Raw genomic sequence first — 12592 nt, forward strand, 5'->3', positions numbered from 1 at the left:
ACCTCTGCATTTAACGCATCCTTTCCCTGGGGGGGAATACACAATGAAGGCCCGATTCCTTTTGGCCGCGTCCTTGTCGACTGTGCTGCTCGCCGCGTGTGGCGGGTCCAGCAGCGAGGGACGCTCCGTGCCGGTGCCGCCGGCACCGCCGGTGACCGGCGTCATCACCGCCCGCTTCGATCCCGCGGCATCGCCGTCGGTCCTTCCTTCGGCCATCAACCTGGCGTTCCAGGGCACGACCGACCTGACCCTGAACCCGCCAGTGGCCGATCCGGGCAACTTCGGCGACCCCGCCGTGGCCATCAGTGCACTTGACGGATTCGGTACGGTGACTCCGATCACCACCTCCTTCAGCAGCGCACCGAATCGGCCACGCTGACGCCGGGCAACGGCGTGCGTGTGTTCGAGGTCACCCTCTCGGGCCCCGGTGGCGGCGTCACCGGCGTCGAGCGCGAGCTGACCGCGCAGGAGTTCGCCGTCGCACCGGTGGGCACCGATCCGTCCGGCCGCACGGTGGCCATCGTGCCGCTGCGCCCGCTCAAGCAGATCACCAGCTACATGGTGGTGCTGACCAATTCGGTCCGCGACGGCCAGGGCAACCCGGCCACCCCGGACCAGACCTACTTCTTCACCCAGAGCCAGACCCCGCTGTGCGTCAACGGCCAGAGCCAGATCCCGGCGCTGACCAACCAGCAGGCCTGCGCGCTCGAGCCGCTGCGCCTGCTGACCAACTCCCAGGAAGCCGCGGCCGCGGCCGCAGGGGTGCCGCGCACGAACATCGCGCTGAGCTGGACCTTCACCACGCAGAGCATCAGCCCGGTGCTGCAGGCCGTGCGCTCGACCGTGCAGCCCGCGGCGGTCACCCTGGTGCCGACCGGCCTCACGATCGGTGATGTCGCGCCGGTGCCGCCGGTGGCCGACCTCATCGTCGGTGCCATGAACCTGCCGTACTACCTGGACGCCGCCGAGGCGCCCAACGACCCGACGCCGCTGCAGACATTCTGGCAGGCGAACCCGGGCGCGTACGTGCCGCCGTTCGACCAGTTCGGGCTGGACCCGAACTCCACCAACCTGACCTATGCCAATCCGTTCCCGGCGCAGAAGGACACGGTGCGCATCCCGGTGCTGGTGACGGTGCCGAATGCGAATTCGGGCCGGACCCAGCCTGCCGACGGCTGGCCGGTGGTGATCTACCAGCACGGCATCACCCGCAACCGCACCGACGCGATCGCGCTGGCTGCCGGCCTGGCTGCCCAGGGCTATGCGGTGGTCTCGATCGACCTGCCGCTGCACGGCATCACCGATCCCGCCAACCCGCTGTACGCGGAGGGTCCGATGGTCGGAGCGCTGGGTGGCCGGGAGCGCCACTTCAACCTCGACCTCGACGGCGAGGCCGGCATCGACGGTTCCGGTGCCTACTTCATCAACCTGTCGTCCCTGCTGACCTCGCGCGACAACATGCGCCAGGGCATCGTCGACCTGTTCACGCTCGCGGTTTCCATCGACGGCATGAGCGTGGGTGGCGTGATCAACTTCGATGGCAGCGACGTCAGCTTCGTCGGCCAGTCGCTGGGCGGCATCATCGGCACCGGCTTCGTCAGCATGGAGCCGACCGTGGGCGTGGGCGTGATCTCGGTGGCGGGTGGCGGCATCGCCCAGCTGCTCAATGGTTCGGCCACCTTCGGCCCGGTGATCCGTGCCGGTCTGGAGCAGGTCGGCGTCATGCCCGGCACGCCGCAGTTCGCGCAGTTCCTGGGCGCGGCCCAGACGGTGATCGACTCCGCCGACCCGATCAACATCGCAGCATTCTCGGCGGGCAACGCCTTCCTGCTGCATGAGGTCGTTGGTGGCGACACCTTGTCCGGTGGTGTCGTCAACTTGCCCGACCAGGTGGTGCCCAACGCCGTCACCGGCGCCCCGCTTTCGGGCACCGAACCACTCATCCGTGTGCTTGGCCTGGACAGCATCACCCAGGCAGGCGTGTACACGAACGAGGGCGAGGCGGTTCGCGCCGCCGTGCGCTTCACCCAGGGCGAACACGGTTCGCTCCTGAGCCCGGCACGCAGCGATGCGCTGCATCCGCCGGGGTCGCCGACTGGCTTCATCGCGGTGACCACCGAGATGCAGACCCAGGCCGGAAGCTTCATCGTCAGCGGCGGCACGGCCGTCGTGGTGACCGATGAAGACGTGATCCGCACCGAATAAGCCCGACTCGAGGACATGCACATCATGAAGAACCTGCACATGGTCCGCGGGCCCAAGGCCCGCACCCCGATGGCTCTCGCCGTGGCCGCTGCGCTGCTGGCTTCGCCGTCCGCCTTCGCCGTCGACTTCAGTCGCGGCGAACTCACCGGCAGCCTGGACACCACCATTTCCTACGGCGCATCCGTGCGCATGCAGGACCAGGCCGACGATCTCCTGGCGAAAGCCTATTTCGACCCGACGATCATCTTCCAGGTCAGCCAGTTGCAGGCGCAGGGCGACTACGCCGCCGCGCAGGCGCTGCTGCTCAATGCGCGCGGTCGCTTCTCGGCCAACCGCGACGACGGCAACATCAAGTACGACAAGGGCGACCTGATCGCCTCGACCGCGAAGATCACCAGCGAGCTGGCCCTGAACTGGCGCAACTGGGGTGCCTTCACCCGCGCGACCTACTTCTACGATTTCGAGAACGCCAACCGCAGCGACCTCAACCGAGAGGCCCGCCAGCGTATCGGTGAGCGCTTCCGCCTGCTCGATGCCTTCGTCTTCAACGACTTCAGCTTCGGCGAGACCGGGTCGGGCACCGTGCGCCTGGGTCGCCAGGTGGTGAGCTGGGGCGAGAGCACGTTCATCCAGAACGGCATCAACGTGATCAACCCGGTCGACCTGTCGGCATTGCGCGTCGCCGGTGCCGAACTGCGCGAGGCCTTCCTGCCGATCGATGCGCTGTACGTGTCCTTCAACCTGACCCAGAACCTGTCGGTGGAAGGCGTTTACATGTTCGAGTGGGAGGAGATCGAGATCGATGCCTCCGGCACCTACTTCAGCGCCAACGACTTCGCCGCGCCGGGTGGCAACCACGTCATGCTCAACTTCGGCTACCTGCCGCAGCCGGTGAACAACCACGAGCTGTTCTACGACACCTGCTTCCAGGGGCCGGCCGGCTTCGCCAACAGCGACCGCCTCGCGGAACTCTCGGAGCGCTACGGCCAGGCGACGGCCCTGCAGTTGATCGGAGCGGGCTGCTCGGGCGCTTTCGCCCGCGCGCCCAACAACCACGCGCGCGACAGCGGCCAGTGGGGCGTGGCGGCACGCTACTACTCGCAGGCCCTGTGGGAGACCGAGTTCGGCCTGTACTACCTGCGCTACCACAGCCGCGTCCCGGTCATCTCCGGCATCGCGGTCACCGGCGGTTCGCCGACCACCGGTCGCTACTTCCTCGAGTATCCCGAGGACATCGACCTGTTCGGCCTGAGCTGGAACACCAACATCCCGGGTGGCGTCGCGATGCAGGGCGAGGTGAGCTACCGCCCGAACATGCCGCTGCAGATCGATGACGTCGAGCTGCTGTTCGCCGGCCTTACTCCGCTCAACGTGGCCATCCCGCAGCCGGGCCTGCGCTTCCGCAGCCAGCTCGGCAATTTCGGCTTTGGCGACTACGTGCAGGGCTGGGACCGCCACAAGGTCACCCAGGTGCAGAACACGTTCACCAAGCTGTTCGGGCCGGGCAACTTCATGCGTGCCAGCCAGATCGCGACCGTCCTCGAGGTGGGTGCGACCAAGGTGTGGGACCTCCCCGACCAGAGCGTGCTGCGCTACGAAGGCGAGGGTACCGACACCGGCGGTGGTCCAGACTTCACCTCCGGCGGCCTGCGCAACCCGGTCACGCAGGTGGGCGGCTTCCCGACCAGCTTCTCCTGGGGCTATCGCGTGGCGGCGCGCGCCGACTACAACAATGCGTTCGGCACCCCGTTCGTGGTCTCGCCACGCATCGCGTTCAACCACGACGTGAACGGAATCACACCGGGGCCGGGCGGGAACTTCCTGGAGGGGCGGAAGTCTGGAACGATAGGTGTCGAGGCGACCTACCTCAACCGTTGGGGCTTCGACCTGAGCTACACCGTGTTCACCGGTGGCAAGCCGTTCAACCAGATCCACGACCGCGACTTCGCATCGTTCCTGGTCCGTTACTCGTTCTGACCCACGCTGAGCTTCGGAGGGATTCACACATGTACAACCTGAAAAAGACCGCGATCGCGGTCCTGATAGGTGCCGGGGTCTTCGCTGTGGGCGCGCCGCTCGCAGTGGCGGACTCCAGCCGCCTCGGCAACGACCTCACGCCGGTCGGCGCCGAGCGGGCCGGCAATGCCGATGGCACCATCCCCGCGTGGGATGGTGGCATCACCCAGCCGCCGTCGGGCTACCGCGTGGGCCAGTTCCATCCGGACCCGTTCGCAAACGACCAAGTGCGCTTCCAGATCACCCCGCAGAACTATCGCGAGCATGCCGACAAGCTCAGCGAAGGCCAGAAGGGGATGTTCGAGCGCTACGACACGTATCGCATGGACGTCTACCCGACCCGTCGCTCGGCCTCGTTCCCGGAGCGCACCTACGAGTTCACCAAGCGCTATGCCGACCAGTGCCAGCTGGTGGCCAACGGCGAGGGCGTGGCGAACTGTGCCGAGGGCATCCCGTTCCCGATCCCGAGCAACGGCCAGGAAGTGATCTGGAACCACAAGCTCAAGTACAAGGGCGTGGCAATCCAGCGTTACTCCAACCAGGCGGCGGTGACCGCCAGCGGGCAGTTCAACATGGTCCGCCTGCGCGAGGAGCTGCTGGGCCTGTACTACCGCCCGGGGGCGACGTCGGAAAGCATCAACAACATCCTCCTGTATTTCTACCAGGAGGTGCTGGGTCCGGCGCGTCTGGCCGGCCAGGTGTTGCTGGTGCACGAGACGATGAACTCCTCGGAGTCCCCGCGCCAGGCGTGGGTGTACAACCCGGGCCAGCGTCGCGTGCGCCGTGCACCCAACGTCGCCTACGACAACCCGGGCACCGCGTCGGACGGTCTGCGCACCAATGACATGACCGACATGTTCAACGGCGCCCTGGACCGTTTCGACTGGGAGCTGGTGGGCAAGCGCGAGATGTACGTGCCCTACAACGCCTACAAGGCCCACGGCCCGCAGGTCAGCCCGCGTGACCTGATCCAGCGCGGCCACCTCAACCCCGACTACATGCGCTACGAACTGCACCGCGTGTGGGTGGTCGATGCCACGTTGAAGTCGGGCGCGCGTCACATCAACAGCCGTCGCACGTTCTACGTCGACGAGGACAGCTGGCAGATCCTGATGATCGACCACTACGACGGCCAGGGGAACCTGTGGCGTCATTCCGAGGCGGCGGTCATCAACTACTACGAGATGCCGACGATCATGCCGACCCTCGAGACCCACTACGACCTGCGCAGCGGTCGCTACATCGTGGGCCTGGTCGACAACGACGAGTCGCCGTTCGACTTCGGCTTCCAGACCTCGCCGGAGAACTTCTCGCCGCAGAACCTTCGCAACCGCGGCGTGCGCTGATGCATCCGGACCGGCCGCCCGGGGGGCGGCGTCCTTTTCCAAGAACGAGATTTGTCGCGGCGGCCTGAGCTGGTGCCTGCGTCCGCTGCGACGGGGAGTGAGGCTCGATGCCCAAGGCCGCTTTGACGCCGGTCCTCAGAAGGACTGCTTGCCATGCTCTGCATGGCCGTGACCGCCACCGCGGCGCATGCCCGGCAACCCGATGACTTCGGCGAGGGCGTGGCGAAGGACGACCCGGCGCTGCTCGATGCAGAGCTGATGCCGAGGGCGGCGCAGAGCCTGCTGCTCGACATCGTCGATGGCGGCGGCCTTTTCGTCGCCGTGGGCGAGCGCGGGCACGTGCTGCACTCCTCCGACGGCATCGAGTGGACCCAGGCCGAGCACGTGCCGACGCGCAGTACGCTGACGGCCGTGGCCCATGTGGACGGGCGCTACTGGGCGGTCGGCCACGACGGCGTCATCCTGCATGCGCCGTCGGGCCCTTCGCACTGGGAGCGCCAGCGGGCCGAACCCCTGGTCATCGGTGGCTTCGATCCCGAGGCCGGCGTGCCCCTGCTCGACGTGCTGTTCCTGGACACCGGGCGCGGCTTCGCGATCGGCGCGTTCAGCCTGCTGCTGGAGACCACCGATGGTGGTGCGAGCTGGACCAGCCGCTTCCTGTCCGAAGAGGCCGAAGACATCGGTGGTGACATCGCGGCCGGGGCACCGGTCGACGAGGAAGACCCGGGCTCGGACGAGGACGATTTCATCGTCGACGACGATGACGATTGGAACTTCTCCGCCGACGACCTGATGCTCGATGCCGAGGACGATCCGCATCTGAATGCGATCGTGCGCACCGGCAGCGGAGCGCTGATGATCGCCGCCGAGCGCGGCACGATGTTCCGTTCGCGCGACGAGGGCCAAAGCTGGGAGAGGTTCCGCCTGCCCTACGAGGGTTCGATGTTCGGCGTGCTGTCCTGGGAGGACGACCACGTCATGGTGCTGGGGCTGCGCGGGAACGTGTTCGAGAGTTTCGACCTGGGTGACAGCTGGCAACGCGTCGACACCGGTACCGAGGCCAGCCTGATGGGCGGACTGGCACTGCCCGGCGGCGGTGCGCTGCTCGTGGGCAATGAGGGCAGGATGCTGTGGCGCCCGTCGGGCGACCAGCCCTTCACCGCGCTGACGTACACCAACGAGGAGGGCGAGACGCCGGTACTGGCGGCCCCCGCCGCCCGCGACGATGGCAGCTTCATCCTGGTCGGCGAGCGCGGTGTCGACCGCACCCGACGCCTGGACTGACGGAGACACCATGGAACACCAACGCCAGGGCCAGGGCCCCTTCCAGCGGATTGCCGGGACGATCGTGTTCGGCAACCGGATGCTCGTGCTGATCGTCTTCGCGCTGTTGACCGCGGTGATGTTGTTCTTCGCGAGCCAGTTGCGCGTCGATGCGGGGTTCAAGAAGCAGATCCCGCTCGAGCATGAGTACATGCAGACATTCCTGGACTACGAGCAGGAGTTCGGCGGTGCCAACCGCGTGCTCATCGCCGTGGTCAAGCGCGAAGGCGACATGTTCGACCAGTCGTTCTTCCAGGTGTTCGAGAACGTCTCGCGCGACGTGATCAACATCAGCGAGGTGGACGACGCCCGTACCCGCTCCCTGTTCACCCCCAACGTCCGCTTCGTCGAGGTCGTCGAGGACGGTTTCGCCGGCGGCAACGTGATCCCCGACACCTTTGCGCCGAACCTGCCCGGTGTGGAGCTGACCGAGGACGATTTCGACACGGTCCGCAGCAACATCGTCAAGGCCAACATCCTGGGCCGGCTGGTCGCGCGCGACTGGTCGGGGGCGATGATCTGGGCCGACCTGATTCCCGAGGATTCGGTCCCGGGAGGCCTGGACTACCAGAAGGTGGCCGGCGAGCTCGAGGCGATCCGCCAGCAGTACGAGGATGACGAGCACACCATCCACATCATCGGTTTCGCCAAGGTGGTGGGCGACATCGCCGACGGCGCGCGCTCGGTGGTCGTGTTCTTCGCCGTCACGGTGCTGCTGACCTTCCTGCTGCTGTGGGGATACACGCGGTCGGCGCGGCACGCGGCGATCGGCATCTTCGCGGCGGTCATCGCGGTGATCTGGACGCTGGGCACGCTGCGCATGCTCGGCTTCGGCATCGACCCGATGAACATCCTGACGCCGTTCCTGGTGTTCGCGATCGGCGTCTCGCACGGCGTCCAGATGATCAACGCCTGGATCAACGAACGGCTGTTTGGCGGCGAGATCATCGATGCCAGCCATGCCGGCGAAGGACGGGACAAGCTCAGCGCCGCGAAGGGCGCCTTCGCGAAACTGTTGCTCCCGGGTTCGGTGGCGCTGGCCTCGGACATCGTCGGCTTCCTGACCATCCTGCTGATCCCGATCCAGATCATCCGCGAGCTGGCGATCACCGCGTCCATCGGCGTGGCCTTGATCATCCTGACCAACCTGGTGCTGTTGCCGGTGCTGCTGTCCTTCATCGACTTCGCCCACCCGGCGCGCTCGCGCGAAAAGGCGCTGTTGCGGATCGGCCACTTCGATCGTTTCTGGCACTTCCTGACCCGCATCTCGCAGCCGGGGCCGGCCCTGATCGCGATCGTGATCGCTCTGGCGCTGGGTGGTTTCGGCGCGATCTACGGCCAGAAGATGACCGTGGGCGATTCCGAGGCTGGCGTGCCGGAGCTGCGGCCTGAAGCGCGCTTCAACCAGGACGCCGAGGCCATCACCGAACGCTTCGCCCTGGGCGTGGATTCGATCACGATCGTCGCCGAGGCGCGCCCGGACGCGTGCACGCTGAGCTATCCGGCGATGGAGCTGATCGACCGGCTCGGCTGGCACCTGCGCAACGTCGAGGGCGTCCAGCAGGTGCTGCACCTGCCGATGGCGGCAAAGATCGTCAACGCCGGCTGGAACGACGGCTCGATCCGCTGGCGGGTGCTGCCGCGCAACCCGGACAACCTGCGCGTGGCGACCCAGGGCTTCGAGACCGACTCGGGCCTGCTCAATGCCGACTGTTCGGCGATCCCGGTGACCGCGTTCCTGGCCGACCACAAGGCCGAGACGATCACCCGGGTGGTCGATGCGGTGAAGGAGTTCCGCGATGCCAACGAGGCCTGGTATCCCGGCGTGAACCTGCGAGAGCAGTTGGCCGAACAGGCCGCCGAAGAGGGACAGTTCTTCGAATCCGACGCGGTCAACCTGCGACTGGCCACCGGCAACGCGGGCGTGATGGCGGCCACCAACGAGCGCGTGAGTGCGGCGCGCTGGCCGATGATGGGCTACGTATACGGTGCCGTGGTGCTGCTTTGCCTGCTGGCGTTCCGCTCCGGTGGCGCGACGTTGGCGATCATCGTGCCGCTGGTCGTCGTTTCGCTGCTCGCCAATGCACTGATGGCCTTCATGAGCATCGGCCTGAAGGTCAACACGCTGCCGGTGGCGGCGCTGGGAGTCGGCATCGGCGTGGATTACGCGATCTACATCTACAGCCGCATGAAGGAGTTCCTCGATCGCGGCATGAGCCTGACCGAGTCCTACTTCCGCGCGCTGAAGCTCACCGGTACCGCAGTGATCTTCACCGGCCTGACCCTGGCGGTCGGCGTGGGCACGTGGATCTTCTCGGCACTGCAGTTCCAGGCCGACATGGGCGTGTTGCTGAGCTTCTTCTTCCTGATGAACATGGTCGGCGCGATCATCCTGCTGCCAGCGCTGCTGCGCTGGCTGGTTCGCCCCAAGCGGATCGGCGCGCACGCCCACGATGCACCGCCGCACTAACGCTTCCATCGCGTGATTCCGCACGGGCCCTTCGGGGCCCGTGTGCGTTCCGGGGCGATGGGTTCATGCGTCCTCGGCAGGTGGCAGCGGACGCGCCTTGGCGCGGGCGCGCATGGCGACGAACAACACGCCGCCAAGCACCAGCGCACCGCCCAGGTACAGGCGCGGCCCTGGCCGGTCGCCCCAGAAGGCGATGCCCAGCCCCACCGCCATGACCGGCGCCAGCAGCAGCCATGGCGTCACGTCGGCCACCTTGTGGCGAAGCAGCAGGCGGTAGTACAGGCCGTGGCCCAGCAGCGACGACAGCAGGGCGGAATAGGCCACGCCACCCCAGCCGATCCAACTGGCCCCGTCGAAGGCCGCGCGTGCGCCGGGTTCGAACATGAAGCCGATCAACAGCAGTGGCCCGACGCCCAGGACCGCCGTCCAGCCCTGCAGGCTGAACAGGCTTTGGCCGACCAGCCCGCGCATCAGCACCGTGCCGACCGCCAGGAACGCCGCGGCAGCGAGCATGACCACCAGCGATGCGGGCGCCTGGAGCACCAGTGGATCCAGTCCGAGGACCAGGATCCCGGCGAAACTGGCGCCGATGCCCGCCGCCGTGCGCCAGCCAAAGCGTTCGCCCAGCGCGAACCACGCCAGCAGCGCGGCCATCGGCACGTAGCTCTGCATGACGATGGCGGGGGAGGCCAGGTTGCCGGCCAGCTGGAGCCCCCAGAAGCTGAAGCCGAAATGCAGCACGCCCATGACCAGTGCGATCGCGACCAGGCGTGGCCATTGCCCGGGCGCGGCCGGCTTCAGGAAGGGCACCAGGATCACGGCCAGCAGCGCCATGCGCAGTCCGGTGAACAGGAACGGCGGGAACTCCCGCAGCGAGTAGGCCGACGTCAGGAAGTTACCCGCCCAGACCACGCAGATGAGGAGCAGGATGGCGATGTCGCGCGCGGGCATGGGCGGTGGTCCGGAAGCAGGATCGCGGCAGCCTGTCCGCGGGAGCCCTGGGCGGGGCGGGTGCTACCAGCGGATGCGCAGGACCCTGAACAGCTTGGAGAGGGTCCACAGTGGACCAATCAGCAGGTACTGCAGGTCGGTCAGGAAGCTGGGCCGGCGGCCCTCGAACATGTGGCCGATGAACTGGCCGATCCAGGCCACGACGAACACGCCCAGTGCCATCCACAGCAGCCACATTCCCAGCAGCTCGAACAGCGCATGGGTGAGAAGCCCCAGGACGATGTAGGCCACCAGCATGCCCAGGCCGAGCGGACGGCTCAGCCGCCAGTAGTACAGCAGGCTCAGGAACATCGCCATCCCGGCCCAAAAGCCCGGCCGCCCAAGCATCGACGGCACCGGGATGGTCCACAGCACCGCCAGCACCGACCATACGATCAGGGGGACGCACACCAGGTGGATGACCTGGTTGACCGGGTCGCGATGGTCCCCGGAATAGCTGCCCAGCCAGCGATCGATCGGTCGGGGGTGTGTCGTGTCCATGCGCTCTCCGGGCTCAGTCGAGGCTGATGTCGGCCAGGCGTCGCAGCGCCTCGGCGTACTTGCGGCGCGTGCCCTGGATCACCTCGCCGGGCAGCGAGGGCCCCGGCGCGGTCTTGTCCCAGTCCAGCGTCTCGAGATAGTCGCGCACATACTGCTTGTCGAAGCTCGGCGGGCTGGTGTCCAGGCGCCACTCGTCGGCGGGCCAGAAACGCGAGGAGTCGGGCGTGAGCAGCTCGTCCATGACCCGCAGCTGGCCGTCCGCATCGAGGCCGAACTCCAGCTTGGTGTCGGCGATGAGGATTCCACGTGTCGCGGCATATTGCGCGGCGAAGCGGTAGATGGCCAGCGTCGCGGTGCGCACGCGATCGGCCAGGTCCTGGCCGATGAGTCCGACGACATGGTCGAAGCTGACGTTCTCGTCGTGGTCGCCCACCGACGCCTTGGTCGACGGGGTGAAGATCGGCTGCGGCAACTGCTGCGCCTGGCGCAGCCCCGGCGCCAGCCGGATGCCGCACAGTTCGCCGGTGGCCTGGTAGTCCTTCCAGCCCGAACCGATCAGGAACCCGCGGGCGATCGCCTCGACCGGCAGCGGCTTCAGGCGCATCGCCACGACGGATCGATTCACGTACAGGGCGGGATCGACGCCTTCGGGCAGCACCGATTCGACCGGTTCGCCGGTCAGGTGGTTGGGCAGCAGGTGCCGGGTCTTGTCGAACCAGAAGTTCGACATCTGGCACAGCATTTCGCCCTTGCCGGGGATCGGGTCGGGCAGCACCACGTCGAAGGCCGACAGCCTGTCGGTGGCCACCATCAGCAGCCGTTCGCCGGGTAGTGCGTAGACGTCGCGGACCTTTCCGCGGTGCAGCAGTTCCAGGCCGGGAAGGTTCGAAGTGTGCAGCACGGTCGACAATTCAGCGCTCCGGAAGGCGTGTCCGGGGCATTGTAGCGGGCCGGATGCCCCTGCTTCACGGGCGCCCGCTAAACTGTGGGGATGAAAACAACGATTGCAGCGGTCGCAATGGCCGCATCCGTGCTGGCGGGGTGTTCCGCCCCGGTGCCCGGCGACACATCCAGCAGCCCCGCGCTGGCCGCCGAGCGACCCGCCAAGCTGGGCCTGTGCATGGGCTGCCATGGCGAGTCGGGCATCAGCCGGATCCCGGGGACGCCCCACATCGCCGGCCAGGACGAAGCCTACATGCGGCGTTCGCTGACCCACTATCGCGACAACCGCCGCCAGGGCGGTGCGATGAATGCCGCGGCGGGCAGCCTGTCGGATGGCGACATCCGCGAACTGGCGGCCTGGTACGCCCGCTATCCGTGGCTGGGCCAGGGCCATGACGAGGCCGACAGCGGTGGGCCCGCGGCGCCGGCCACCGAGAACGACACCGCCGGAGGAGACGCCTGATGCGCTGGTATGGAAAAGTGCTGGGCTTCATTGCCGGCTGGCTGTTGATGCGCCACCCGGCGGGGGGCCTGATCGGTCTGGCGATCGGCCATGCCTTCGACGCGGGCTGGTTCTTCCGCAAGGGACCCGACCCCTACAAGGAGCTGGGCGTGAGCGAGACCGCCAGCGACGCCGAGGTCGAGCGCGCCTACCGGCGCCTGATCACGCAATACCATCCCGATCGACTCGAGGGGGTGGCCGAGGAACTGCGCAAGCAGGCCCAGGAGCGCGCCAGCAGCATCAACCGCGCCTACGAAACGATCCAGAAAGAACGCCGCAAGCCGAGCAAGGACTGAG

Annotated in this window: 11 protein-coding genes; 8 read left to right on the forward strand and 3 right to left on the reverse strand. The window is 67.3% G+C overall.

Translation table 11 applies throughout. From position 1 onward, the window contains the following. Nucleotides 1-43: 43 nt before the first annotated feature. From FU658_RS14310 to FU658_RS03795, 6 genes are all read left to right on the forward strand, one after another. The gene (locus FU658_RS14310) at nt 44-379 is read left to right on the forward strand and encodes a hypothetical protein (protein ID WP_187265896.1); all 336 of its coding nucleotides are present in this window, start codon (nt 44-46) and stop codon (nt 377-379) included. A 14-nt stretch (nt 380-393) separates the two neighbouring features. Further along, the gene (locus FU658_RS03775; RefSeq protein ID WP_187265897.1) at nt 394-2205 is read left to right on the forward strand and encodes a lipase; all 1812 of its coding nucleotides are present in this window, start codon (nt 394-396) and stop codon (nt 2203-2205) included. A 24-nt stretch (nt 2206-2229) separates the two neighbouring features. Then, the gene (locus FU658_RS03780; RefSeq protein ID WP_187265898.1) at nt 2230-4182 is read left to right on the forward strand and encodes a DUF1302 domain-containing protein; all 1953 of its coding nucleotides are present in this window, start codon (nt 2230-2232) and stop codon (nt 4180-4182) included. A gap of 29 nt (nt 4183-4211) precedes the next feature. Next, nucleotides 4212-5567 (forward strand): DUF1329 domain-containing protein, encoded by a 1356-nt coding sequence (locus FU658_RS03785; protein ID WP_147890870.1) that lies wholly within the window; start codon nt 4212-4214, stop codon nt 5565-5567. A 153-nt stretch (nt 5568-5720) separates the two neighbouring features. Then, the gene (locus FU658_RS03790; RefSeq protein WP_147890871.1) at nt 5721-6851 is read left to right on the forward strand and encodes a WD40/YVTN/BNR-like repeat-containing protein; all 1131 of its coding nucleotides are present in this window, start codon (nt 5721-5723) and stop codon (nt 6849-6851) included. A gap of 10 nt (nt 6852-6861) precedes the next feature. Continuing rightward, nucleotides 6862-9360 (forward strand): efflux RND transporter permease subunit, encoded by a 2499-nt coding sequence (locus FU658_RS03795; protein ID WP_147890872.1) that lies wholly within the window; start codon nt 6862-6864, stop codon nt 9358-9360. 63 nt (nt 9361-9423) lie between these two features. On the opposite strand, the gene FU658_RS03800 is transcribed toward FU658_RS03795, so the two are convergent. From FU658_RS03800 to FU658_RS03810, 3 genes are all read right to left on the reverse strand, one after another. After that, nucleotides 9424-10311 carry a DMT family transporter gene (locus tag FU658_RS03800; RefSeq protein ID WP_147890873.1) on the reverse strand — a complete coding sequence of 296 codons (888 nt, stop codon included), beginning with the start codon at nt 10309-10311 and terminating at the stop codon, nt 9424-9426. A gap of 63 nt (nt 10312-10374) precedes the next feature. Then, the gene (locus tag FU658_RS03805; protein ID WP_147890874.1) at nt 10375-10851 is read right to left on the reverse strand and encodes an Mpo1 family 2-hydroxy fatty acid dioxygenase; all 477 of its coding nucleotides are present in this window, start codon (nt 10849-10851) and stop codon (nt 10375-10377) included. A gap of 13 nt (nt 10852-10864) precedes the next feature. Beyond that, nucleotides 10865-11761 (reverse strand): phosphoribosylaminoimidazolesuccinocarboxamide synthase, encoded by an 897-nt coding sequence (locus FU658_RS03810; protein ID WP_187265899.1) that lies wholly within the window; start codon nt 11759-11761, stop codon nt 10865-10867. Nucleotides 11762-11869: 108 nt separating this feature from the next. Between FU658_RS03810 and FU658_RS03815 the strand changes: the two genes are divergently transcribed. Together FU658_RS03815 and FU658_RS03820 are read left to right on the forward strand one after the other, a co-directional pair. Continuing rightward, complete coding sequence (locus FU658_RS03815; protein ID WP_147890876.1) at nt 11870-12256, forward strand: c-type cytochrome; 387 nt, start codon at nt 11870-11872, stop codon at nt 12254-12256. Next, nucleotides 12256-12591: a J domain-containing protein gene (locus FU658_RS03820; protein ID WP_147890877.1), complete on the forward strand. Its 336-nt coding sequence runs from the start codon at nt 12256-12258 to the stop codon at nt 12589-12591. Before FU658_RS03815 ends, FU658_RS03820 begins: the two co-directional genes overlap by 1 nt. Nucleotide 12592 lies beyond the last annotated feature (1 nt).

Origin of the sequence: Alkalisalibacterium limincola (genome assembly GCF_008017755.1) — a bacterium.
GTDB classification, from domain to species: domain Bacteria; phylum Pseudomonadota; class Gammaproteobacteria; order Xanthomonadales; family Xanthomonadaceae; genus Alkalisalibacterium; species Alkalisalibacterium limincola.

What these genes read in the sequence shown, in the direction of transcription:
- FU658_RS14310 (WP_187265896.1), top strand. Translation starts at nt 44, where the DNA reads ATGAAGGCCCGATTCCTTTTGGCCGCGTCCTTGTCGACTGTGCTGCTC.
- FU658_RS03780 (WP_187265898.1), top strand. Translation starts at nt 2,230, where the DNA reads ATGAAGAACCTGCACATGGTCCGCGGGCCCAAGGCCCGCACCCCGATG.
- FU658_RS03785 (WP_147890870.1), top strand. Translation starts at nt 4,212, where the DNA reads ATGTACAACCTGAAAAAGACCGCGATCGCGGTCCTGATAGGTGCCGGG.
- FU658_RS03790 (WP_147890871.1), top strand. Translation starts at nt 5,721, where the DNA reads ATGCTCTGCATGGCCGTGACCGCCACCGCGGCGCATGCCCGGCAACCC.
- FU658_RS03795 (WP_147890872.1), top strand. Translation starts at nt 6,862, where the DNA reads ATGGAACACCAACGCCAGGGCCAGGGCCCCTTCCAGCGGATTGCCGGG.
- FU658_RS03800 (WP_147890873.1), bottom strand. Translation starts at nt 10,311, where the DNA reads ATGCCCGCGCGCGACATCGCCATCCTGCTCCTCATCTGCGTGGTCTGG.
- FU658_RS03805 (WP_147890874.1), bottom strand. Translation starts at nt 10,851, where the DNA reads ATGGACACGACACACCCCCGACCGATCGATCGCTGGCTGGGCAGCTAT.
- FU658_RS03815 (WP_147890876.1), top strand. Translation starts at nt 11,870, where the DNA reads ATGGCCGCATCCGTGCTGGCGGGGTGTTCCGCCCCGGTGCCCGGCGAC.
- FU658_RS03820 (WP_147890877.1), top strand. Translation starts at nt 12,256, where the DNA reads ATGCGCTGGTATGGAAAAGTGCTGGGCTTCATTGCCGGCTGGCTGTTG.